A 22752-nucleotide genomic window follows, 5' to 3' on the forward strand; every position below is an offset into this window, starting at 1 on the left:
TCTTTTGTGGCAGGTGAGGCGGATGACAGGCTTCGGGGTCCGTTTCGGTCCTTTCGGTCCAGTCTGACCCCAACATGCCCCCATTTAGGCCGCTTTATGCCCTGCGGCGGGACTGCAGCCGTCGATACTACAGAAACATGTCTCGCAGACAGCGGCCGTAGTGGAAGGGCTGCACCCCACCCACGGGTGCAGCCCTTTTGCGTACAGGAAGGCGGGCTTCCCGCCGTATTCCGGATGACGCTCTGGCCGGCCGTTGTGAGCGTCCGGCGGCAGTGCCCTGGTACTTACCACCGGGCTTACCACGCAGGTCGCAGGCCGCTTACCACCGAACTCACCATGCGGAGTTATGGCCCCGTGACGGCCCGCGCTCCTGGTGGTCAGCCCGGCGGTGAAGGGGCCGTCGAAGAGTGAGGCATCAGCTTCGCCGACCTCTTCAAGGAGCCCCGGATGCCTCCGTCCGCCCCACTCCGCCCGTGCCGTGACCCCGGTCCGGCAGGCGCTTGTTCCCGCGTCACCCCTCTGCGCGGATGCCGCGCGTTCCTGGTACGGGCCGGTGTGTGGGCGGCACTCGCCGCCGGCCCCACCGCCCTCCTGGTCGCTCTCGACCGGCCGGCTCTCGCGCCGGTGAAGCCGCCCGCCGCCGCCCGTCCCGCCGCCGTTCAGCAGACCGCCGACCGCATCGGCGACAGTGGGGCCGCGGGGTTCGCGGAGACGGTCCTGGGCTTGTGGCTGGAGTCCGGCACGGCCACCGAGTCATCCTCGGAGATGGCCCAGCTCCGACTGCTGGCACCGGGCGTTCCGGCCCCGCGATGGGGCCGCCGGTCCGTCGCGGTCGTCCAGGTCGCCGCCGTCCGGACCGAGCGGCGGGGGACCGGGGCCTGGGCGGTGACGGTTGCCGCGCGCCTCGCGGACGCCGTCGCCGGTGTGCCGGAGGGCCAGTCGGCGCGGGGGCTTCGGTTCTTCACCGTCCCCGTCACCGAGACCGGCAGCGGTGACGGCCGGGCGTACGTGGCCGGGGCGCCGATGGAAGCGGCCGGACCGCAGGCCGGGCGTGAGCCCGCCTCGCCGTACACCGCCCGGGTCGAGGACACCGCGCTCGCCGACACGATCGGCGGCTTCCTGTCCGCGTTCCTCGGCGCCGACGGCGCGGTCGAGCGCTACCTCGCGCCGGGGACAGCCCTGGCCCGCCCCGAGGCCCGGTTCCCAGCCGTCGAGACCCTCCAGGTCCTCTCCCAGGGCCGGCCCGCCGGCGCCGGACAGGACGGTGCGACCGCCCGCGTCCGCGCCGAGGTGACCGCCACCGACGCGGCCGGCCGGTCCTGGCCGATGGCGTACGCGCTCACCCTCACCGCCCGCGACGGCCGCTGGGAGGTCGCCTCCCTCGACACCGGCCCCGCGGCCCCGGCCGCTTCCCGTCCCTGACCCCTCACCACCCACCCCTGGTTCTTCTGAAGGAGCCCGTCATGAGCACCACTTCCGTCGTCCTCGCCACCCCGATCAAGGAGATCGGCGACCACCTGCTCAGCCTGAGCGGCGAGTGGGGCGAGAAGGCCCTGATGGTCGTCATCCTCATCTCCGTCGTCATCGCCGTGGGCAGCAAGATGAGCGTCAAGGCCGGGATCGGCGCCCTGATCGGCCTGGTCGTCTGCGTCGGCATCTACCAGTCCCGCGACGAGCTGGCAGACGCGTTCAAGGAAGAGATCACCAACGTCAGCACCTCGACGCCGGCCTCGACCGCGCCGACGGACAAGTGACGGCCGCGCGAGCATGAGCGTGACTCCCGCCGGGCCCGCGTCCCGGGTCGGCCGCAACTACACCAAGGGCCGCACCCACCCCTGGGTCCTGGGCAAGCTGGGCGACTTCGTCCTCTGGTTCGGCCCCTATAACGCCGGCCAGCTCGTCATCGCGGCCGTCGGCGTCCTGGTCCTGATCAAGACGTTCGACTGGTGGTCAGGGCTCGGGCCCATCCCGGTCCTCGCCCTCGGCGTTCTGGTGTGGGCGGCCCGCGCCCAGCGGGTCGGCGGCCGCGCTCCGATGTGGGTCCTCTACGGACTGGCCCGGCGGGCGCTCCAGCCGAAGGCGGGCCGGATCGGCGGCAAGACCGCCCGCCCGCCACGGACGCAGCACCTGACCGGCACCGTCCTGATTGAGCACACCACCGGGCCCACTGCCCCGACGGGACGCGCCGACCGGCCGGCCGGGACCGGCAGGGCGGGGGAGCGTACCGGCCCTCGCCCGGCCGGCAGGCCCGCCCGCGGCCGTCACCCGGCCGACACCGAGCCGGCCGCCCCGGCGCCCGCCCCCAGGCCCGCCCGGACTCCTGTCAGAACACCCAGGGGCGGTGGCCCGGCCCCGACTCCCCTGCAGCAGATGCTCCATGACCGATCGAAGACGAAGGCAGCAGCCCGATGAAGCTTCCTCTGCGGCACATCGTCGACCACCTCGTCTGGTCGACCAGCGGCACCGTGTGGGCCGTGTGGTCCCTCACCCCGGCCGGCTCCCGCTACATGCCGGACCGTACCCGCGAGCAGATCACCGCCCAGGTCACCGCTCTGGTCCGCTCCCTGCCCGGCAGCGCCCGGCTGTTCGGGCTGTGCGCCCGGATCGACGCGGGCGAGGTCGTCGCCGCGACCCTGGACGGCGTCGACTACCGGCGGCACGACGCGTGGGCGGAGGTCGCCGAGGCCCAGCTGCGGCTGCTGGCGGGCGAGGACCTGGACGAGCCGGTGGACATGTACCGGCGCACCCTGTGGCTGGCCGTCCCGCTTCCCGTACTCGGCGGCCGGGGGCAGTGGCAGGCGACGGCCGGGACCGCGTGGTCGGAGCTCGCGGGACTGCTGGGGCTGCCGCCGGTGCCGGTGAGGGCCCGCGAGGTCGCCGCGTACCGGGAGCGCGCCGAACAGGTGGAGGCCGAACTCACCGGCGGGATCACGCTGCGCCGGGCGACGCCGGCGGAGATCGTCTGGATGCACCAGCACGCCGTCGGCCGCGGCCTGGAAGCCGAACTCCTCGGCGAGGCCGAGCGCTCACCGCTGCGGGGCAGCCACCTGTCGGGCGGGATCCTGCGCTCCCCGTCCCATGCCGACCTCGGCCACGTCCTCCTCCTCGAAGGCGGCCGCCCCACCGGCACACCGGAGCAGGGCCGCAGGCGAGCGGAAGGGCGGGGGAGCGGCGGGGCGGCCGGGAGCCTGGCCGGCAGGCGCTGGCTCCAGGTCGACTCCGAGGCCGGCACCTCCTACCAGGCGCACCTGGCGCTGGCGGAGACGCCCCGTCGGTTCACCGCGGCCGGAGCGGAGTTCTTCGCCGAGCTGGACCGGCTGCCGTTTGCGGTCGACTGGGTCGTCGACCTGTCGACCGTCGCCTCCGAGAAGGTCGTCGCCGCGGTCACGAAGAAGAAGCGGGACCTGGTCGACCAGGCCGACCAGTACGCCGCCCGCCGTACGACCGGACTGCCGGACGCTCTGCACGATGCCGCCGACGACCTGGGCGACCTCGGGGCCCGCGCCTCGCGGTCCAGCGTCGAGGTCGAGGTGCAGTCCGTGACCGCCCTGACCGTCTGGGGCACCACACCGGCCGAGTGCGACCAGCGGGCCGCCGCCCTGCAGGCCCGCCTCAAGGGAGCGAACTACCGGCTCGTGCGCCCGGTCGGCGGCCAGGAGGAACTCTTCACCCTCGGCCTGCCCGCCGCGGTGGCACCGGCGACGATCCGCCAGTACGTCCAGCACGAACTGGGCGAGGACTGGGCGATGCACGGCGCCCTGTACGGGCAGACCTTCGGCGACCCGACAGGTGCGATGATCGGCTACTCGCAGGACATCGGCACGATCTGTCCGGTCCTGCTGAACATCGCCGACGCCCCCGTCCGCAACGCCAGCGCGTCGTTCGCGCTCGCCGGCGACCTCGGCGGCGGCAAGTCGACCCTGCTCAAGCTGATCACGGGATCCATCGTCGACCGCGGCGGCCGGGCGATCGCGATCGACCGCACCAAGTCCCGCGAGTGGGCCCGCTTCGCCCGCGCGGCTGCCCCGGGCCGCTGCCAGGTCGTCGACGCCGCCGCCGCGGACATGTCGATCGACCCCCTGCGGGTGTTCTCCGACCCGGCCGTCGGCGCCCGCTACGCCCTGTCCTACCTGACCGTGCAGCTCGGCGTCGGGGCGATGACCGAGCACGGCGCCCTGCTGAAGACAGCGGTCAAGAAGGCCGCCGCCGCCCCCGCGCCGTCGATGTCCCTCGTCCTTCACGCCCTGGAGGAGACGTCCCTGGAGGACAGTGCCCGGGGCCGGCGCGCGGCCGCGCTCGTCGAATGGCTCCGGGTCGCGGCCGACGAGCCGCTCGCCGCAGCCGTCTTCGACCCCGCCCTGCCGCCGCTCGACCTGGCCGGCGACCTCACCTCCGACTTCGTCGTCATCACCACCACCGGCCTGACCCTCCCGCCCCGCGAGGCCGCGACCAACCCCGAACTGCTGCGCTCCCAGCCGCTGGAGGCACTGATCGGCCGCGCCGTGCTCTACCTGATCGCCGCCATCGCCCGCGAGACCGCGTTCACCGACCCCCGCTTCACCCTCCTGCCCCTGGACGAGGCGTACTGGCTCACCTCCTCCGCCGAGGGCCAGGCGCTGATCGACGAGATCGTCTACGACGGCCGCAAGCACGGCGCCGGCGTCGGCCTCGGCTGCCACGACGTCCTCGAGCTCGGCACCTCCACCACTCAAGGACTGCTCGCCTACCGCTTCCTCGCCCGCACCGCCGACCCCGTCCTCGCCGCCCGCGGCCTGACCTGGCTCGGCCTGCCCGGCACCGACGAGGACCTGCTGCGCATGGTCACCACCGACCTCTCCCCTTACGGAAAGCCCGAACGGGCCGGCGAGTTCCTGGCCCGCGACCCCCGCATGAACGTCGGCCGCTTCAAAGTCCTCATCCCCGACCTCGAGCGCATCACCACCGGCATCTACACCACGCCCACCGGCCCCCACACCGAGACCGCTCCCGAGCCGTCCCGCTACGAGTCCGCCGCCCCGGCCCTACCGGCCGTCACCGGAGGCACCCGGTGACCGACACCTTCGCCCCGCGCTCCCGCACGGGCCGCATCCGCTGCCTGCTCACCACCCTGCTGTTCACGGTCGCCCTCATCACCGCGGTCGCCGCCGCCAACAACACCGACGCCCCCGATGCTTGGTGGCCTCGGACCGGCGGTGCCTTCACCCCTCCCACCGGTCCGCAGAACGTCCTGGACGCCCCGGCGCCGGGGACGGCGGGGCTGGACTCCGCGGTCTGTGGTGTCGGCCTCGACCATGCCTCCTGCACGCACCCCTCTCCCGACTCCGTGCCCGACGGGGCGGGGCCGGCGGTTGGGGCGCCGGTCACCTTGAGCGTGTGGAAGATGGCCCTGCTCCTGCTGCCGGTCGCTGCCGGCCTCACGGTCATCGGCCGCACCCGGAGCCGCTCGCGGAAGGCGACCTCCCGATGAGCGGCTTCACCCGCCTGACGCGCCACCGCGCCGTCGTCCTTGTCGTCGTCACCGTGCTGCTGTGGGCGGCGGGGGAGGGGATCGCCGCGGCCGCCGACCCGGGAGGCGGGGGAGGGGGCGGGATTCTCGGCCCGCTGAACGTGACCTCCTCCGAAGGCGTTCCCATCGACCGCTACGAACTCGACCCGGTGGAGCAGGCCCAGGAGGCGCAGGGCGGCCCGGACGATCAGGACCCCGGCTCCGTGTCCGCCAGCATGGACAGCGTCGGGGCCACCGTCCGGGGGTTCCTCGCCTCCGGCCTCTTCGCTCTCTCCCGCACTGCCACCGGCTTCGCCTGCTGGCTGATCGACCAGGTCTACCACTTCCCGATCATCGAGAAGCTCACCGGACCGGCCCAGCACATTTCCGATGCCTATGAGCGGGACATCATCGGCCCGCTCGGCCTCGCAGGGATCACCCTGGCCTGGGCCTTCGTCTTCGGGCTCGTCATGATCATGCGGGGGCGGGTCGCCCGCGGCGCCGGCGAACTCGTCCTCTCCCTGCTGATCTCCGCTCTCACCGCCACCACTCTGGTTCAGCCGGCCGTCCTCCTCGGCTACGACGGTCCCGTCCAGCAGACCCAGCGCGCCGCCTTGGAAGCCGCGACCATCACCACGAACGCCGGCAACGCCGGCCCGCGCGTCGTCACCGGCCCCTGCGCCCTGCTGCACGGCGACCCCCAGGACATCTGCCTGCGCCAGGAACAGGCCCGCACCTCCACCGCCGCCGAACAGGACCGGATCAAACGGTGCCAGCCGCTGACCGGAGCCGCCCGACAGGTCTGCCTGAGCGGCGAAAAGCCACTGAACGCCGCCGACGTCTCCGTGCCGATCACCCGCACCCTCACCGACAGCCTCGTCGTCCAGCCCTACATGCTCCTCCAGTACGGCCGCGTCCTGGAGAAGGACGACCCCCTCTACAAGGCCCACACCCAGCTCATCGCCACCAAGAAGACCCCCGACACCAGCGCGTGCCGCGACCTGACCGGACCGGGAAAGGACATGTGCGAGAAGACCGCCGCACAGCTCAACCCCGGCCTGAGCGAACTCGACAAGGCCGGCCCCGAAGGCAAGGCGGCCATCGAGCGGATGATGAAGCCCGACTGGGACAAGGTCCTCGGCGCGCTCCTCGTCCTGATCGCCGCGCTCATCATCGTTCTCGTCATCGTCGCCATGGCCCTGGCCCTGATCGCCGCCCAGTTCGGGTGCGTGATCGCCGCCATCGGCGCCGTCGCCGTCTTCCCCGTCGCGATCCTGCCCGGCCCCGGCCGCGGCCTGCTGTGGAAGTGGCTCGGCTACCTCGCCGGCTGCATGCTCATCCTCGTCGCCACCGCCGTCTTCATCCCGCTCTTCGGCATCGCCGCCCAGGCGGTCCTCGCCGACAGCACGAGCACCCTGCTCGAACGGCTCCTCATCCTCGACGGACTCGTCCTGACCGCACTGGTCATGTACAAGCGGATCGTCCGAGGCAGCCGCGCCGTCGGCACCCGCCTCGCGCGACGCATGAGTTACGCCAAGATCGGCGGCAGTCACCTCATGGGAGGCGCCGCCGCCGACACCGCCGCCGCGTTCTCCGCCCTCGGCATCGGAGGCGCCGCCGGATCCTCCGCCCACGCCGCTCTGCTCACCCGCAGCGGCTTCGCCACCGAAGCCCTCGACGCGGCCCGCGGCTCCCTCGCCCCCTTCCAGCTCGGTCTCAAGACCGCGCACGCGGCCCTGATCGGCCCGAAGCGCCCCGCGATCAAGCCTGCGGCAGTCGGCCCCGACGGCCGCCCTCTCCCACCCACCGAGCCCACGCCCGGGTCCGCCGGCGCCACCGCCACGACCGCCCCCGAGGGTTCGGCCATCGGCCGGGTGACCGTCCCCCGGGCCCCGCACGGCCGCCCGATCCGCGGCCGCCACACACCCACCCACCCCACCCACGCCCCCACCGGCCCGCGGCCGGGCCGGGAGCAGAGGGAAGAAGGTGTGGTGCCGGCCGGGGCCCGGCTGGAGGCGGCGCTGCGCACCACCCGTGGCGGTCGCGCCCTGGTCGCCACCTCCAAGATCGCCTACCACTCCACCCTCGGCCTGCCCGCCACCTGGAACCGGGCCACCCGCGCCGGCAGTACCCGGGCCTCCGCCCTGGGCGCCGAGCTCGGCCGGCAGCACGACCACTACCGCGGTGCCCGCCAGCGCTGGGTCTCCGACAGCCGGGCCGGCCTCGGCTTCGGCCACACCCCCGAAGAAGCCCCGGCCGACGGCTCCTCGACCGGCGGGCCCGCCGGCCCCCAGCCGCCGACTCCGCCCGCGCCGCCCGAGGGGACTCTGTGACCCGCCGCCTCGGATGCGGGACGGTCCTGCTCGCGCTGCTCAGCGCCCCGCTCCTCGTCCTCCTCCTGGTCATCACCGCCCAGTCCGGGGCCCGGCCGACAACCGCCCCGCCGATCGAGATGGTCGGCGAGGTGTCGGGCATCCCCGCCCGCATGCTCACCGCCTACCAGAACGCCGCCGCCCGCCTGCCGCGCGAGGTGCCCTCCTGCAAGGGCATGCGCTGGGCCGTACTCGCCGGCATCGCCCGCATCGAGTCCAACCACGCCTCCGGGCGCACCATCACCGCCCAGGGCGACATCACCCCCCGGATCCTCGGCCCCGTCCTCGACGGCTCCGGCGCCGGCGGCAACCACACCGCCTTCCCCGACACCGACGGCGGCCGCTGGGACGGCACCGCCACCAGCGAACGCGCCGTCGGCCCCTTCCAGTTCCTGCCCTCCACCTGGAACAGCTCCGGCCGCGACGCCAACAACGACGGGGCCACCGACCCGCACAACGCCGACGACGCCGCCCTCGGAGCCGCCGTCTACCTCTGCGGCAACGGCCGCAACCTCGCCGACCGCACCCAACTCAGAGCAGCGATCTACCAGTACAACCACTCCACCGCCTACGTGAACGACGTCCTGGGCTGGATCGACCGCTACAGCCAGCTGGCCACCGGCACCATCCCCATCGGCCGGCCCGCCACCGGCAACGCCCGCACCGTCATCAACGCCGCCCTCGCCCAGACCGGCGTCCCCTACTCCTGGGGCGGCGGCAACGCCAACGGCCCCAGCACCGGCATCTGCTGCTCACCCAGCGGAAAGAGCGGAGTGCACATCCGCGGCTTCGACTGCTCCGGCCTCACCCTCTACGCCTACGCCCAGGTCGGCATCAACCTGCCCCGCACCGCCGCCGAACAGGCCGGCGAAGGACGCCGCATCCCCGCCTCCGCCGGAATCAAGGCGCTCCGCCCCGGCGACCTCGTCTTCTTCGCCTTCGATCCCACCCGCGACTCCACCATCCACCACGTCGCCATCTACCTCGGAAACGGACAGATGATCAACGCTCCCCGCCCCGGCACCCAGGTGCGCTCCGAGGCCCTGTGGGACGACGGCTTCGCCGGAGGGGCCCGCCTGCTGTGACCACTCCCGCCGCCCCCTACGACCGCCCGCTCCTTCTCGGCCTGGCTCTCCTCCTCGCCGGTGCCGTCGTCCTCCTCCACGAGGGCACCGCACCCCGCCCCGCCCCGGACAGCACCCAGGCCGTCGCCATACGCACCACACCCCCGGCCATCCACCCCCCGGCCACCCACCCCGCGGCCCCTGCCCGCCCGGCGGCTGGCCCGGGGGACACGGACGGCACGACCACACCGGACCCGACCACCGGCACCCCCGCCGCGAGCACCCGGCCCGTCCCGAGCGACCAGCCGGTATCCGGCGACGGACCGGCCGGCGACTACGCCATCCAGCGCCTCCTCGACCGCTCCACCCCCACGGACCTCCCGCCCTCGACCGCACGCCACCTCACCCGCCTCGCCGCCCGCGTCTGGATCGCCGAGACCACCGGCACCGGCCGGACCACCTGGCCCGCCTACTTCACCGGCAGCGACCTGCGTGCCCCTTACCACGACGTACGGGTCCAGGCCGCCGTCGCACACCAGGCAGGCCAGCTCGCCGGCCGCGCCGAGGTCCGGCTGGTGTGGGCGGGCGCGGACGCGGCGGGAGAGTTCCGGGACGGGCGGACCGCCCGTGTCCTGCTGGAGCTTCACCACAACGAGTGGGAGCCCGTCCGATGACCCTGACTCCGGTGCCCCGTTATTCCATGGGTTTTCCTGCCGGTTCCGGCGACCTTTTTTCGAATGATTCCAGCCGCGATTGCCGAAAGTTTGTCAAGTCCCCTAACCGGCTGTGTAGTTGGCCATGTCTTTGCGTAATGTATGGCGCATATCCTGCGGCCCCATCAGTACCCGGGAACGGACTTCACGCAGGTGAGGGCAAACACCCGCATATGCCACGGGAGGCGAGAATGACCCGCACGTGCAACCGGCAACAGTGGCGGAAAATCACATTGGCGTGCGCGACGGCAGTTCTCGCGGTCGGCTGCACCAGCAATGAACCGGCCTCACCGAAGCCGCCCACCACCCCGGCCGCGACCACCGTGACCCCCGAACCGAGCAAAAAGCCCGTGGACCCGGCTGAGACCGCGAAGAAGGAAGCGATCGCCACCTACCTCTCCCACTGGAAGGAGGTGGAGAAGCGCTACGCCGACAAGACCGGCAAGGCCGGCGACCTGAAGAGGTACGCCGCAGCGGCGGCCTTGGCACAGGTGGAGCAGGACTCCAAGAACATGAGGGAGAAGAAGGTCCTCCTCCTCGGCACAGTCACTGTGGGCAACCCTGCGGCCGTCAGCGCGGACATCAACCGCAAGATTCCGAACGTCATCATCTCCAGCTGCCTGGACATCTCCCGCTGGCGAGCCCTTGACGCGGACACCCAGAAGCCCATTGACCTGCCGAAGGAGCGACTCCTTCGCTACGTCATCAAGACCACCGTCGAGAAGTGGCCCGAGGGCTGGCGCGTGATCCGCGACGAGCCACAGGACAAGAAGTGCTGACCCCCCGACGGGCAACTGCTGTGGCCACGGTCGTCCTCAGCGCCGCTATGACCTCTGCGATCCCAGCGCAGGCGGGCGGCCCCGGCGGAACAGGAGACACGAAATGCGGCGCCTTCATCTGCCGCGTCGAGGTCGATGTGCCGCCAGGCGGAGGCGAGAGCAGCGGTGGCGGTTCATCGACGGCAGGCGGTAACTCGGGAGGCGGCGGAGGTACGCAGGACAAGCCGGCCACTCAGCCGGTCTGCACCTACAAGAAACTGGATCCTCAGCCGCCCGCCGGCAGCCTCGACTGGGAAGGGCATACAGCCGGCGACGGCGCCGTGTACGAAGAGACGTGCACCTACGACAACGGGCTGACTGAGTTCTCTGAAGTGCGCAACGTCTGGCGAGCGGCACCTCCCGCTGCCGCCGCCGTGGACCCGGCCGTTCTGGCTCAGCAGGCCGTCGACCAGATGGTGCTGCGCGGCCCGGAGATCGGCATCGTGCCGAAGCCGGGCGGCGTGGGCCTGGTCGGGATGCCCGTCTACATGTGGACTGCGCGGGGCCCGGAGACGTACGGGCCGAACACCGCCTCCGCCTCGGCCGGCGGCATCACCGTCACGGCGACGGCGAAGGTGCAGCGGATCGTGTGGCAGATGGGCGACGGGAAGACCGTCACTTGCACCACGCCCGGCACCCCCTACAAGCCGTCGTACGGCAAGCGGCCGTCGCCGGACTGCGGGCACCGCTACACCCAGCCCTCCACGGCCGGTTCGTACCACGTGGTGGCCACCTCGACGTGGGCGGTCGACTGGCAGGCCACGACCGGGCAGTCCGGCCGGCTGACCCAGACCCGGCAGAGCGCGGTCGACATCAGGGTCGGCGAGCTCCAGGCCGTCGGCAGCTGACCCACCCCCTCTACTCCACTGCGCATGTCGCGTCGTTTCACTCAGGAGAGGCGAAAGACCGTGAGCAAGACCGCCGTTTCCCCGGCCGCGGGCCAGGTCCCCGCGCAGCCCGCGCCCCCGCAGATCCCTGGGGCGACAGCCGGGTTCAGGGCCCGGCGCCGGCGCCCGGGCATGTACGCGCTCGCCGTCGCGCTGATCGCGGCCGGCGGCAGCGGCGGGTTCCTGGCGTTCCAGGCGACGGGGGAGCGGACCCCGGTCCTCGCGGTCGCCCACGCGGTGCAGGTCGGCGACGTCATCAAGGACGCCGACCTGATCGAGGCCCAGGTCCAGCTCGATCCCGCTCTCAAGCCCGTGCTCGCGGCCGACCGGGACAAGGTCGTCGGCAAGCGGGCCGCCGTCGCCCTCACCCCCGGCTCCCTCCTCACTCAGGGGCAGGCGACCACGCGGACGCTGGTGAAGGCGGGAGAGCGGCTGGTCGGTATCGGGCTGAAGGCGTCGCAGATGCCCGCGACCCGCCTGTCCCCGGGGGACAAGGTCCTGGTCGTGGCCACCCCCGCGGAAGGGCAGACCGCGGCCGGTGAAGGCGGCAAGCAGCCCGAGCCGGTGCAGATCGCCGCGCGGATCGTGAAGGTGGGCGAGAAGCAGGCCACCACCGGCGACACCGTCGTCGACGTCGCCGTGCCCTCCCAGTTCGGCCCGACGCTCGCCGCCCAGGCCGCGACCGGCGACGTCGCCCTCGTCGTCGACGCCCCCGGAGGTTCCTGATGGCCGTCATCGCCCTGACCGGCCTGCCCGGCGCCCCCGGCGTCACCAGTACCGCGCTCGCCCTGCTGCGCACCTGGCCGCTGGAAGAGGGCCGGCGCATGGTGCTGGCCGAGTGCGACCCGGACGGCGGCGCCGTCCTCCCCGGTGCGCTCCAGGGTCAGATCCAGGCCGACCGGGGCCTGCGGAACCTCGCGCTGTCCTCGCGGACACAGGACCTGGTGACCGCGTTCTGGCCGCAGCTGATCGCGCTGGAGAACGACGAGAAGCGCAGCGAACGCAACCGGCTGCTGCTGCCCGGCCTGACCTCCCCCGACCAGGCCCCGAGCCTCAGCCCCGTATGGGGGGAGCTGGCAGACCTGTTCGCCGGCATCGAGGCCCACGGCCACGACGTCCTGGTCGACCTCGGCCGCTCCGGCGCCTTCGGCCAGCCCGGTGTCCTCGCGCTGCGCGCCGACACTGTCCTGCTGGTCCTGCGCGGCACGGTCCGCAGCGTCCACGCCGCCGCCACCCGCATCAAGACCCTGCGCACCATGCTGGACGGCGAGTCCGGCCGCGGCGCCGGCGCTCTTGGGCTGCTCCTCATCCGCCAAGGACCGTACGGGCCCCGGGAGGTCGAGGCCGAGCTCGGCGTGCGGGTCGTGGCGAGCCTGCCGTACCGGCCGGACGAGGCAGCCGTCCTGTCCGACGGCGCCCCCGAGAGCGGCAAGTTCATGACGTCGAAGCTGATGAACGCCGCCCGCGACGCCACCACCCCGATCCGCCAGCACGTCGCCACCCGCCGCGCCCGCCTCACCTCCCCGATCCAGCAGCGACTGCTGAAGGGAGTGCCCGGTGCGCGCTAACCCCGTCTACCCCACCGCCGCACCCCTTCCGCAGCCTGCCGCGCCGAGCGGCCTGCCTCCCCACGTCCACGCGCCGCACGGGGAAGCCCGGTCCGCAGGACAGGGCGCGACGGCCGCGTACCGGGCTGCCGTCGCGGCACACACCCCCCGTGTGCAGGTCGACGCGGCCGCAGCCGGCGAGATGAAGCGGCAGGTCAACGACCACCTGCTGGCCGAGGCGAAGCTGAACCCGGGCCTGGTCGGCAAGACACGCGAGCAGCGGGCCCGTGCCCTGATCAGCGAGCGCGTCGCCGTGTGGGGTGATGCGGCCCGCCAGATCCGGGCGGTGACCCCGGCCGAGGAGGAGCAGCTCGCGGCCCTCGTCTTCGACATGCTCTTCCGCTCGGGCCGGCTCCAGCGACACCTGGACGACCCGCGCGTGGAGGACATCTGGATCAACGGCCACGACCGGGTGTTCCTCAAATACTCCGGTGACAGCGAGCCCGTACAGGCCGACCCGGTCGCCGAGTCCGAGGAGGAGCTCCAGGAGCTGGTGCGTGACCTGATCCGCAACAGCGGACAGTCCGGTCGTACGTTCTCCACCGCCAGCCCGGACGTCGCGCTCCGCCTCCCCGACGGCTCGCGCCTCCAGGCCCTGCACCCGGAGATCACCGGCGAGCGGACGTTCGTCACGATCCGCCGCCACCGCCTGCAGAACGCCACCCTCGACGACCTCGTCGCCGCCGGCGCCATGGACACCACCATCGCCGCCCTGCTGCGCGCCTGCGTCCGCGCACGCCGCAACGTGATCGTCGTCGGCGAGCAGAGCAGCGGGAAGACGACCCTGATGCGCGCGCTGCTGCGGGAGATCCCGCAGCACGAGCGGTTCGGCACGGTGGAGACCGAGTTCGAACTGTGGGCCCACCAGAACGGCTACCACACCCAGGTCGTCCCGATGGAGGCCCGCGAGTCCAACGGCGAACGCGTCGAGGGCCGCGCGGTCGGCGAGATCACCCTGCTCGACCTGATGTACCGGGCCAAGCGCATGTCACTCAAGCGCGTCATCGTCGGAGAGGTCCGCGGCCCGGAGATCACCGCGATGATGCAGGCCCTGACCAGCGACCGGCCCGGCTCCATGTGCACGATGCACGCCTCCGAGCCGCACGTCGTCTTCGACCGCATCGCCGAGCTCTACCTCCTGGCCCGCGGCAACTTCTCCGAGCAGCTCGCCTACCGGCAGATCGCCAACGGCCTGCACTTCGTCGCCTTCATGTCCGTCGACGAGTCCGGACCCGCCCCGCGCCGCCTGGTCTCCCACATCTGGGAGATCACCGGCATCGGCGAGAACGGCCGCCCCGCCTACAACGAGATCTTCCGCCCCGCCTCCGAGGAAGACCTGCGCGCCGTACCGGCCGCCCCCCTCTCCCCGCGTTCCCGCCGGCGTCTGGAACTGGCCGGGTTCGCCACGCATCTCCTCGACCAGTCGGCCACCCACGCCTGGACAGGGGGAGTGTGATGGGAGCGTTGTGGTGGACCCTGTGCGGGGCCCTCATCGCCGGCGGCGTCCTCGCCGCGATCATCGCCACCGTCGGCACGACCGCCCCCAAGACCGCCGGCCGGGCGGCCCGACTGCGCACGGCCTGGACCGGAGGCCCCGGCGGACAGCGAGAGGCGGCCCGCCGCCGCGCCCAGCTCACCGCGGCCGGCGTCACCTTCGTGGTGGTGTGGTTCGTCTCCGGCGTGTTCGTCGCCGCCCTCCTCCTCGGTGCGGGTGTCGTCGGTGTGCCGTGGCTGCTGGACGCCGGGTCCGGCGGCAAGGCCCGGATCGTGAAGCTGGAGGCCCTCGCGGAGTGGACCCAGCGGCTGTCGGAGATCCTGCGTCTCGGCTTCGCCCTGGAGCAGGCCCTGGTCACCAGCCGGAAGAACCCCCCGGCGGCGCTCGCGGAAGAGGTCGCCGAGCTCGCCGACAAGATCAAGGCCGGCTGGCTTCCCGTGGACGCGCTGCGCGACTTCGCCGACCGCCTCGACGACGTCACCGCCGACAAGGCGTGCGCCGCGCTGATGCTCTGCGCCGTCGACCCCGGCCCCGGGCTCGCCCAGGTCCTCGAGGACACCGCCGCCCAGCTGCGCGAGGAAGTCGCCGCCCGCCGCAAGATCGAGGCCGACCGCGCCAAGTCCCGCACCGCCATGCGCTCGATGACCCTGATCTGCGTCGCCCTGGTCCTGGTCGGCTTCCTCATCCCCTACACCGCCCCCTACGCCACCGCGCTCGGCCAGCTCGTCCTGGCCCTGCTCGGGGCGGCGTTCGCCGCCGTGCTGTGGTGGACACGCAAGCTCGCCAGCCACACCCCGGTGCCCCGCTTCCTGATCAACGACCCGCGCAGCCGCGTCAAGCAGCCCGAACCGGCAGGGGAGCAGCCGTGAGCCAGACCGTCCTCGTCATCTGCGGCGCCACCCTCGGCGGCGGCATCGCCCTTCTCGCCCGGGAACTGCTGCCCTCGGCGCCGCGCCTGGGCCCCGCCCTGCGCCGCCTCAACCCTCCCGCAGCCGGCCCCGGGCAGCGGCCGGCCACCGCATCGGCCTCACCTTTGGGCGGGGCGTGGGCCGGGCGGCTGGCCGAACGCCTCCGGCTGCCGCGGGCCGACCTCGACCTGCTCGCACAGAGCCCGGAACAGTTCGTCACCCACAAGGTCGCGCTCGCCCTGCTCGGGCTGCTCGTCCCCCTTGTCCCGGCGATCGGCTGGGTCCTGATGGGCCTGTCCGTACCGCTGTTCATCCCCGGCCTCGCCGGGGTCCTGCTCGCCCCCGTGCTGTGGCTCGTCCCCGATTGGGCGGTCAAGAGCGAAGCGGCCAAGGCCCGTACCGAGTTCGCGCACGCGGCGGCCGCCTGGATGGACCTGGTCGCCACCCGCATGGCGTCCAACGTCGCCGCCGACCAGGCCCTCGAGGACGCCGCCCGCATCGGCCGAGGCTGGGCCTTCGCCCGCATCCAGGAAGCCCTCCTGCGCGCCCGCACGGAGAAGTCCTCCCCGTGGGCCGCGCTCGACGAGCTGGGCACCCAGCTGAACCTGCCGGTGCTGACCGACGTCGCCGACATCATGCGCCTGTCCTCCGACGACGGCACCTCCGTCTACGACACCCTCCGCAACCGCGCCAAGGGCCTCACAGGCGAGCTGCTGACCGCGGACGCGGCCCGTGCGAACGCCGACAGCGAAAAGCTCCACACCCCCGCCGCCCTGCTCGCCGTCATCGCCATGATCGCCATGGCGTTCCCGGCCGTCCTCAACATCTTCTCCATCTGACCCACCACCAGGCCCCCGCCCATACGGGGCCGTCCGACCAGAAGGAACCTTTCATGAAGAGCCCGCTCCTCTACGCCCAGGCCGCGCTCACCGTCACCGCCGGAGTGCTCCGCTCCCGCCTGGAGGCCCTGAAGCAGGCGAACAAGGAAGGCGGCGACCGGGGCGACAGCCCGATCTCGACCGTCGTCATCATCGTGGCCGCCGTCGCGGGCGCCCTCCTCATCGCCGGCGGACTGGCCGCCGCCTACGGCCGCGCGAACGGCAAGCTCTCCGGCATCCTCGGCGGCTGATGACCACCCGGGACCACGACGCCATGCAGGCCACGCCCTTCCGCCGCCTCCTGTCGCAGGCCCACGACCGGGACCGAGGATCCACCCCCATCCAGGTGGCGATCATCTTCCCGGTCGTCATCCTGCTCATCTTCGGCATCGTGCAGGGCTTCACCATCGCCTGGGCCCACAACGCCGTCGCCACCGCCGCCCGCGAAGGCGTCTCCGCAGGCCGCATGTACGAGGCCGGGCCCGGCGACGGGGCCGCCAAGGCCCGCAAGGCCGCCGCCGACCTCGGCGGCAACCTCCTCACCGGCGTCCACGTCTCCACCTCCGGCACCACCCGCGACCGCATGAGCATCCATGTCGAGGGCCAGGCCGTCTCCCTCGTCCCCGGCCTTAAGAGCATCACCGTCAGCTCCTCGGCGTCCGGACCGATCGAGCGCTGGACCACCCCAGGGGGCAACTGATGGCCGCCCGACGGAGACTTCATACGGGCACGGGCACGGGCCCGCGTCCGCGCGGTCGGCTGCGGGGGGACCGGGGCGACGTCGCGATCGAGGCGGTCATCGTCGTTCCCCTGCTCCTGGCGCTCGCCCTGGTCGTCATCGCCGGCGCCCGCCTGTCCCTGGCCGGACAGACCGTGGACGCCGCTGCCCAGGCCGCCGCCCGCGCGGCCTCCCTGGAACGCAACCCGGCCGCCGGCCAGTCCGCCGCCCAGGCCGCGGCCGCCGATGTCCTCGCCCAGGAAGGCCAGCCCTGCACCTCCACGAGCGTCCGCGCCGCCACCAGCGGACTCGGCGTCGCCCTGGGCGAGACATCCACGGTCACCGTCACCGTCTCCTGCCGCGTCCCGATCGGGGATCTTCTGCTGTTCGGCGGCGGCCCCGGGGTGCGGACGATGAAAGCCAGCTTCACCTCCGTCGTCGACACCTACAGGGGACGCGGATGACCACCACCAACCATCCCCAGCACCATCGCCGCCGACGTCTGAGCGATGACCGGGGCGCCATCTCGCCGTTCGTCGCCATCGTCACCGTCCCCCTGCTCCTGCTCGGCGGCCTCCTGGCCGTGGACGCCTTCGGGGTCAGCCGCGCCCACGAACGCACCGACGCCGCCGCCACCGAAGCCGCCCGCGCCGCAGCCCAGGCCATCGACCCCGCCAAGGCAGTCGCCGGCGAAGCCGTCGTCGCCGACCCGAACGCCGCGAGCGCCGCCGCCCGCGCCTACCTCGCCCGCGCCGGCTTCCGCGGCACCGTCACCGTCACCGACGGCGGACGACGCATCCAGGTCCACGCCACCGGCAGCTACCGCGGCCGCTTCGTCCCCCACACCTGGACCGTGACCGCCCTCAGCTCCGCCACGCTCCTGCACGGCATCACCCGACCCACGAAGGACTGACCCGCCGATGCCCGCACACCGCTCCCTCGCCAGACGCCTGCCCCGCGCCCTGGCCTCCGTACTCGTCCTCGCCGCGGTCACTGCCGGCCTGCCCTGGATCCTCATGGAGGCCACCACCGCCGTCTGGGCCTCCGGCATCGACGCCTTCACCCACCTGCTCACCCGCACTGACACCGGCGCCGCGTTCCTCCTCGCCCTGGTCGCCGTCGGCTGGATCGCCTGGGCCACGTTCATGGCGTCGCTCCTGGTCGAGATCCCCGCCCAGCTCCGCGGCCGCACCGCACCCCGCCTACCGGGACTGCGCCTGTCCCAGCGCGCCGCCGGCACCCTCGTCAGCGGCATCCTCATCCTGTTCGCCTCCAGCACCCTGGCCACCGCAGCCCCCGCCCTGGCCGCCCCCGCCCCGAGCGCGCCCGCGGCCACCGCGGCCGCGCTCCCCGCCACCACCCCGCAGACCCACACCGCCCCGACCACAACGGCCACCGAGAAGACGGCCGAGCAGACCTACACCGTCCGCGCCGTACGGCCTGCCGAGAGCCTGTGGTCCATCGCCGAGAAGCTGTACGGGCACGGCGAGCAGTACACCAAGATCGCCGACGCCAACGAGGGCCGCACCATGGCCGACGGCACCGTGTTCCACGCTGACGCGCCCATCCGGCCCGGCTGGATCCTGCGCCTCCCCGACACACCCACCGTCGACGCGGTGCCCGCCCCGGCCCCGCAGCAGGCCGACTCCTACACCGTGACCGGCGGAGACACCCTGTGGCAGGTCGCCGAAGAACAGCTCGGCGACGGCGACCGCTACCCCGAGATCTTCGACGCCAACAAGAACAAGACCCAGCCCGACGGCGGCCGCCTGACCGATCCCGACGACATCCACACCGGCTGGAAGCTGACCATCCCGCACACCGCCGCCCCCACCACCCCGCCGGCCGAGGCGACCCCGCCTCCGCCCCGGACCACCGACAAGCCCACCACTCCGGCGAAGCCTGCTCTGGCCGCGCCGGTGCCGGCCCAGACCGCTCCGGCGCCGGCGGTCTCCGCCCCGCCGGCCACCGCGCCCACGGCCGTTCCGGACCGCACCAAGGCCCCCGCCCTGGCACAGACCCCGACCCGCGCCATCACCCCCGCCCCGGCCACACCGACATCACCCGCCGCCCGCCCCGAGGGCCCGTCGACGGCGTCCCCCTCTCCTTCAGCCGAGCCCGCGGCGCCTGCGGCAGAGGAAGCCGACAGCAGCCTGATCTCCGAAGTGGCGGGGATCGGGATGCTCGCCGCCGGCAGCCTCCTGCTCACCCTCGGCACCGTGCGCATGCTCCAACGCCGCCGCCGCAAGCCCGGCCAGCTGCCCGCCCCCCTCGACAACGAAGCCGCCGAGCAGACCCTCCACGCGGCCGCCGACCCCGGCAGCCTCGAACTCCTCGACCTCGCCCTGCGCACTCTCGCCCACCACGCCGACCGCGAGGGCCTCGCCCTTCCGGCCGCGACCGGCGCCAGGATCACCGCCCGCACCGTCGAACTCCTCCTCCCCGCCGCCCCGCACCCCGCCCCGGACAGCGACGAAGACGTCGACGACCTGCCCCTGCCGGGGGAGGAGGCTCCCGCTCTGGCGCCGTTCACCCTCGCCGCCCCGGGCCGCTGGGTACTGGACCGCGCCCAGGACCTCCTCGACCCCGCCGACGCGGCGCACATCCCCGCCCCCTACCCCGGCCTGGTCACCCTCGGCACCGACCCCGACGGCAACCACCTCCTGATCAACCTGAACGTCTCCCGCGTCCTGCTCCTCGACGGCACCCCCGCCGCCGTACGCGACACCGCCCGCGTCCTCGCCCTCGAAGCCGCCACCAGCACGTGGAGCGACCACGCCGAGATCATCACCGTCGGTCTCGGCGACGAACTGCCCACCCTCCTCCCGCAGAACCGCCTGCGCGCCGTCCCCCACCTCGCCGCCGCCCGTGCCGACCTCGCCGAACTCCTCCTGGAACAGCGCCAGCAGGCCGATGCCGATGACGCCCCGTCCCGCATGCCCTGGACCTTGGTCTGTGCCGTCGACATAGAGGAGGGCGAGGCCAAGCTCCTGGCCGACACCCTCACCGCGGCCCGTGAACTGCCCGTCGCGCTCGTCCTGCCCGCCCAGGGAACCGCTGGCGCCTTCGGCGCCTTCGACGACGCCATCCACCTCGCTGTCGGCACCCCCCGCCCCCAGCACGTCGACATCCTCGACGCCGACCTGATCGTCCAGTCCCTGCCTGAAGACGACTACCAGGCATTCGCCGGCCTGCTCCGGCAGGCCGATCAGCCGGCCCAGCCCGCCGAGGAACCCTGGACCCAGGTCCCGCCCACCACGGTGAGCGTCAGCGACGACGGCGACACGAGCCCGGCCGGTCTGCCCCCCACCCCGTTCGCCGCGTTCACCGCGACCCGCCCTCTCGCCTCCGTCCCTCCGCTCCCCGCCCCGGCCGCCGTCTCCGAGCAGGACAGCGCGGGGGAGACGGAGAAGCAGGGAGGGACGGAAGAGCAGAGCAGCGCAGCCGACTCGACCGGCCCCGGCCACACCACCGGCAGTGGCACGGAGGAAGGGCAGGAGCGAGGCGCCGCCCCGCTCCCGGAGACGGCAGGTACCGTCCCGGCCGCCGGGTCTGCAGCGCCGGCCGCGCAGGCGACGCAGGCCGTCCCTGAAGCAGGCCAGGACCTCGGTGAGGACGAGTCAGACGACGCCGTAGACCTGCACGCCCCCGAGGTCCAGGTCCTCGGCCCGGTCGCCGTGACCGGCATCCAGGCATCCGGCCACGGCCCCAAGCTCGCCCAGCTCGCCGCCTACCTCTACTTCAAGCCCGGCCCGCCCGACACCGTCCGCGAGGCGATGGACCCCCGCTCCCCCTGGGGCACCGCCACCCTCCAGACCCGCATCTCCCAGCTCCGAAACACCCTGGGCACCGATCCCGACGGCACCCTCTACCTCCCGCGCGACCGCACCGGCATCTACAAGCTCTCCCCGAAGGTCCGCAGCGACTGGGACCGCTTCACCCGCCTCGCCGCACGCGGCCTGACCCGAGGACCGTCCGCGGGCATCCCGGACCTCGAAGCCGCCCTCGCCCTGGTGCGGGGCATTCCCTTCGGCGGCACACCGCCGACCTGGGCCGCCACCCGCTACCAGGAGATGCTCGTCCGCATCACCGACACCGTCCACACCCTCGCCACCTGGCACCGCCAGTCAGCCCGCCCCGACCTCGACGCAGCCCGCCGCGTCATCCGCCAGGGCCTCGACATCGACGACAGCGCCGAACTCCTCTACCAGGACTGGATGCTCATCGAGAACCAGGCGGGCAACCGAGAAGGGGTCCACACCGCGTACGAAACCCTCCTCACCATCAACCGCCGCCTCGACGTCAGCACCGAACCCGAAACCGAGGCCATCTACGAGGAGATCGTCAGACGCAGCGCGCATGAACGGAAAGAGTCGCTGACGAACCCTGGCGAATTCCAGGGGGCGTTGCGGGGACTGGGATAGGGCCCGGGAGCGATGGTCTGACCGGAGCAAGGCGGTGCTCGCTGTCGACGACACGGAGATCCTCATACCCGCGCTGCGGCAGGCCTCGGAACAGGAGCAGGCCCGGCCCCGACTCATGCCCGATGCGGCAGGGCCCCGGGCAACAGTCCGGGGCCCTGCCGCATCGCTCGCTTGCTGCGCCTACAGCGTGCTGTCGTTCACGGTGGCCAGTACCAGGTCGAAGCATGGCCGACCATGCGGCATGGCCGTATGGCCCCGACCACTCCGACGAGTCACCGGTACGGGCACAGCGCGTCTCGGCAGCACCGCTCGGCCGCATAGCCGAGCACGGCGAGCTATCCCAGGCCGACGTGGCGATCCTGGCCCCGCGGGGCTGCCCCCCTCGCCCTCGCTCAGGCTGGGTCCCGCCTTCCGTACGGCCGCCCGGGGGGTTGGTGGTACGAGCCGAAGTTCGACGGTTCTCCAGGCCCCTTGCGCGTGTCTCAGCGCGGTGACTGGAGCCGAGAGTGCGGCGCGCGTTCTCTTGAAGATCTGAGCTCTTCGCTTTGCGACGGGAACGCGCCGATGCCGACCGTTCTCGCAGCGGCCCGCGATGGCCGACGGTCACGGTCGGAGACGTGCGTGCACCCTGCTTCTCCTACGCGGGTGGGGCGACGAGACGGTAGCCGACGCCACGTACGGTCTCGATCAGGATCGGCATGCGCAGCTTGGCACGCAAGGACGTGGCGTACACCTCCAGGAGGCATTCATTCCTTGGTGAACCGGTGGGCCAGAGCTCGCTGATGATCTGGTCCCGATATTGATGGCGCTCTTTGAATCTGGCTCTGACCGCGCTTGCGTGAGAGGTGTTGATCTCGATCGTGTTGTGCGGCTGATGGGGCATCCTGGTGCGATGGATGATGCTGAGGCGCAGTGGCAATCGTGGTTGTCCGGGCTCGCTCCGTCGAAGCGGGCCGCGGCGGAGTCGCTCCGAACGCAGTTCGAGGCTCTCGGCGCGACTGGTGCGCCGGATTGGGCGAGGTCGGAGATCGATGAGAACCAGCCGCAGTTGACTCGCTTCGTGCTGCTCCGGTCCCTGTGGCGTGGTGTGATCGACGGATGGGCAGGCCCGGGAGCCTTGGAGCAAGTAGCGGCGGCTCGGCGCTTGCTGGATGCGGGTGCGGACAGGGATGACCTCGAGCTCCTGGCTCGGGCAGTTGCCTACGAAGCGGTCTTCGCCACGGTTGACGAGCTTGATGGCGGTGGAGATGTGAACGTGTCCGGTGTCGACGCCGGCTGGGTGGTCGTGGAGTCCGGCGAGGATGGGTCCCCCACTGGCCGCCGCCTCTCGGGTCTTCATGAGGACCTGCTGACGATGGATCCGAGTGGCCGCGACGGAGCGGA

General features: G+C 72.7%; 21 protein-coding genes. 20 read left to right on the forward strand and 1 reads right to left on the reverse strand.

What is annotated here, in order from left to right:
* The first annotated feature begins 555 nt into the window (after window positions 1-555).
* The 20 genes from ACZ66Z_RS34200 to ACZ66Z_RS34295 all read left to right on the forward strand — a co-directional run bounded on the left by ACZ66Z_RS34200 (window position 556) and on the right by ACZ66Z_RS34295 (window position 21369).
* Window positions 556-1422: a conjugal transfer protein gene (locus tag ACZ66Z_RS34200; RefSeq protein WP_469939670.1), complete on the forward strand. Its 867-nt coding sequence runs from the start codon at window positions 556-558 to the stop codon at window positions 1420-1422.
* A 41-nt stretch (window positions 1423-1463) separates the two neighbouring features.
* Window positions 1464-1754: a hypothetical protein gene (locus ACZ66Z_RS34205; RefSeq protein WP_469939672.1), complete on the forward strand. Its 291-nt coding sequence runs from the start codon at window positions 1464-1466 to the stop codon at window positions 1752-1754.
* A gap of 13 nt (window positions 1755-1767) precedes the next feature.
* Window positions 1768-2412 (forward strand): hypothetical protein, encoded by a 645-nt coding sequence (locus tag ACZ66Z_RS34210; RefSeq protein ID WP_469939674.1) that lies wholly within the window; start codon window positions 1768-1770, stop codon window positions 2410-2412.
* Window positions 2409-5051, forward strand: coding sequence for an ATP-binding protein (locus ACZ66Z_RS34215; RefSeq protein ID WP_469939675.1), 2643 nt, complete (start codon window positions 2409-2411; stop codon window positions 5049-5051). The genes ACZ66Z_RS34210 and ACZ66Z_RS34215 overlap by 4 nt, the downstream gene beginning before the upstream one ends.
* Window positions 5048-5467 (forward strand): hypothetical protein, encoded by a 420-nt coding sequence (locus ACZ66Z_RS34220; protein ID WP_469939677.1) that lies wholly within the window; start codon window positions 5048-5050, stop codon window positions 5465-5467. The genes ACZ66Z_RS34215 and ACZ66Z_RS34220 overlap by 4 nt, the downstream gene beginning before the upstream one ends.
* The gene (locus tag ACZ66Z_RS34225) at window positions 5464-7818 is read left to right on the forward strand and encodes a hypothetical protein (RefSeq protein WP_469939679.1); all 2355 of its coding nucleotides are present in this window, start codon (window positions 5464-5466) and stop codon (window positions 7816-7818) included. Before ACZ66Z_RS34220 ends, ACZ66Z_RS34225 begins: the two co-directional genes overlap by 4 nt.
* Window positions 7815-8942: a C40 family peptidase gene (locus tag ACZ66Z_RS34230; protein ID WP_469939680.1), complete on the forward strand. Its 1128-nt coding sequence runs from the start codon at window positions 7815-7817 to the stop codon at window positions 8940-8942. Before ACZ66Z_RS34225 ends, ACZ66Z_RS34230 begins: the two co-directional genes overlap by 4 nt.
* Window positions 8939-9595: a hypothetical protein gene (locus tag ACZ66Z_RS34235; RefSeq protein ID WP_469939682.1), complete on the forward strand. Its 657-nt coding sequence runs from the start codon at window positions 8939-8941 to the stop codon at window positions 9593-9595. The genes ACZ66Z_RS34230 and ACZ66Z_RS34235 overlap by 4 nt, the downstream gene beginning before the upstream one ends.
* A gap of 230 nt (window positions 9596-9825) precedes the next feature.
* Window positions 9826-10413: a hypothetical protein gene (locus tag ACZ66Z_RS34240; RefSeq protein ID WP_469939684.1), complete on the forward strand. Its 588-nt coding sequence runs from the start codon at window positions 9826-9828 to the stop codon at window positions 10411-10413.
* A 320-nt stretch (window positions 10414-10733) separates the two neighbouring features.
* Window positions 10734-11300 (forward strand): ATP/GTP-binding protein, encoded by a 567-nt coding sequence (locus tag ACZ66Z_RS34245; protein ID WP_469939686.1) that lies wholly within the window; start codon window positions 10734-10736, stop codon window positions 11298-11300.
* Between the two features lie 60 nt (window positions 11301-11360).
* A complete protein-coding gene (locus ACZ66Z_RS34250; RefSeq protein WP_469939688.1) occupies window positions 11361-12065 on the forward strand; it encodes an SAF domain-containing protein in 705 nt (234 codons plus the stop codon).
* Window positions 12065-12907 (forward strand): hypothetical protein, encoded by an 843-nt coding sequence (locus ACZ66Z_RS34255; RefSeq protein ID WP_469939690.1) that lies wholly within the window; start codon window positions 12065-12067, stop codon window positions 12905-12907. The genes ACZ66Z_RS34250 and ACZ66Z_RS34255 overlap by 1 nt, the downstream gene beginning before the upstream one ends.
* Window positions 12897-14402, forward strand: a complete 1506-nt coding sequence (locus ACZ66Z_RS34260) for a CpaF family protein (protein WP_469939692.1) — start codon at window positions 12897-12899, stop codon at window positions 14400-14402. The genes ACZ66Z_RS34255 and ACZ66Z_RS34260 overlap by 11 nt, the downstream gene beginning before the upstream one ends.
* Window positions 14402-15310: a type II secretion system F family protein gene (locus ACZ66Z_RS34265; protein WP_469939694.1), complete on the forward strand. Its 909-nt coding sequence runs from the start codon at window positions 14402-14404 to the stop codon at window positions 15308-15310. Before ACZ66Z_RS34260 ends, ACZ66Z_RS34265 begins: the two co-directional genes overlap by 1 nt.
* Window positions 15307-16188, forward strand: coding sequence for a type II secretion system F family protein (locus ACZ66Z_RS34270; protein WP_469939696.1), 882 nt, complete (start codon window positions 15307-15309; stop codon window positions 16186-16188). Before ACZ66Z_RS34265 ends, ACZ66Z_RS34270 begins: the two co-directional genes overlap by 4 nt.
* Window positions 16189-16241: 53 nt before the next feature.
* On the forward strand, window positions 16242-16478 hold the full coding sequence (locus ACZ66Z_RS34275; protein ID WP_469939698.1) for a hypothetical protein: 237 nt from the start codon (window positions 16242-16244) through the stop codon (window positions 16476-16478).
* Complete coding sequence (locus ACZ66Z_RS34280; RefSeq protein ID WP_469939700.1) at window positions 16478-16927, forward strand: TadE/TadG family type IV pilus assembly protein; 450 nt, start codon at window positions 16478-16480, stop codon at window positions 16925-16927. The genes ACZ66Z_RS34275 and ACZ66Z_RS34280 overlap by 1 nt, the downstream gene beginning before the upstream one ends.
* Window positions 16927-17409, forward strand: a complete 483-nt coding sequence (locus ACZ66Z_RS34285) for a TadE/TadG family type IV pilus assembly protein (RefSeq protein WP_469939702.1) — start codon at window positions 16927-16929, stop codon at window positions 17407-17409. Before ACZ66Z_RS34280 ends, ACZ66Z_RS34285 begins: the two co-directional genes overlap by 1 nt.
* Window positions 17406-17858, forward strand: a complete 453-nt coding sequence (locus ACZ66Z_RS34290) for a pilus assembly protein TadG-related protein (protein ID WP_469939703.1) — start codon at window positions 17406-17408, stop codon at window positions 17856-17858. Before ACZ66Z_RS34285 ends, ACZ66Z_RS34290 begins: the two co-directional genes overlap by 4 nt.
* Before the next feature lie 7 nt (window positions 17859-17865).
* Window positions 17866-21369 (forward strand): LysM peptidoglycan-binding domain-containing protein, encoded by a 3504-nt coding sequence (locus ACZ66Z_RS34295; RefSeq protein WP_469939705.1) that lies wholly within the window; start codon window positions 17866-17868, stop codon window positions 21367-21369.
* A gap of 637 nt (window positions 21370-22006) precedes the next feature.
* Here the strand turns inward: ACZ66Z_RS34295 and ACZ66Z_RS34300 are convergent.
* Complete coding sequence (locus ACZ66Z_RS34300; protein WP_469939706.1) at window positions 22007-22708, reverse strand: winged helix-turn-helix domain-containing protein; 702 nt, start codon at window positions 22706-22708, stop codon at window positions 22007-22009.
* Between the last annotated feature and the right edge of the window lie 44 nt (window positions 22709-22752).

Source organism: Streptomyces sp. NPDC107498 (assembly GCF_055582805.1).

What these genes read in the sequence shown, in the direction of transcription:
- ACZ66Z_RS34285 (WP_469939702.1), top strand. Translation starts at nt 16,927, where the DNA reads ATGGCCGCCCGACGGAGACTTCATACGGGCACGGGCACGGGCCCGCGT.
- ACZ66Z_RS34280 (WP_469939700.1), top strand. Translation starts at nt 16,478, where the DNA reads ATGACCACCCGGGACCACGACGCCATGCAGGCCACGCCCTTCCGCCGC.
- ACZ66Z_RS34240 (WP_469939684.1), top strand. Translation starts at nt 9,826, where the DNA reads ATGACCCGCACGTGCAACCGGCAACAGTGGCGGAAAATCACATTGGCG.
- ACZ66Z_RS34300 (WP_469939706.1), bottom strand. Translation starts at nt 22,708, where the DNA reads ATGAAGACCCGAGAGGCGGCGGCCAGTGGGGGACCCATCCTCGCCGGA.
- ACZ66Z_RS34290 (WP_469939703.1), top strand. Translation starts at nt 17,406, where the DNA reads ATGACCACCACCAACCATCCCCAGCACCATCGCCGCCGACGTCTGAGC.
- ACZ66Z_RS34255 (WP_469939690.1), top strand. Translation starts at nt 12,065, where the DNA reads ATGGCCGTCATCGCCCTGACCGGCCTGCCCGGCGCCCCCGGCGTCACC.
- ACZ66Z_RS34205 (WP_469939672.1), top strand. Translation starts at nt 1,464, where the DNA reads ATGAGCACCACTTCCGTCGTCCTCGCCACCCCGATCAAGGAGATCGGC.
- ACZ66Z_RS34275 (WP_469939698.1), top strand. Translation starts at nt 16,242, where the DNA reads ATGAAGAGCCCGCTCCTCTACGCCCAGGCCGCGCTCACCGTCACCGCC.
- ACZ66Z_RS34265 (WP_469939694.1), top strand. Translation starts at nt 14,402, where the DNA reads ATGGGAGCGTTGTGGTGGACCCTGTGCGGGGCCCTCATCGCCGGCGGC.
- ACZ66Z_RS34215 (WP_469939675.1), top strand. Translation starts at nt 2,409, where the DNA reads ATGAAGCTTCCTCTGCGGCACATCGTCGACCACCTCGTCTGGTCGACC.
- ACZ66Z_RS34210 (WP_469939674.1), top strand. Translation starts at nt 1,768, where the DNA reads ATGAGCGTGACTCCCGCCGGGCCCGCGTCCCGGGTCGGCCGCAACTAC.
- ACZ66Z_RS34295 (WP_469939705.1), top strand. Translation starts at nt 17,866, where the DNA reads ATGCCCGCACACCGCTCCCTCGCCAGACGCCTGCCCCGCGCCCTGGCC.
- ACZ66Z_RS34225 (WP_469939679.1), top strand. Translation starts at nt 5,464, where the DNA reads ATGAGCGGCTTCACCCGCCTGACGCGCCACCGCGCCGTCGTCCTTGTC.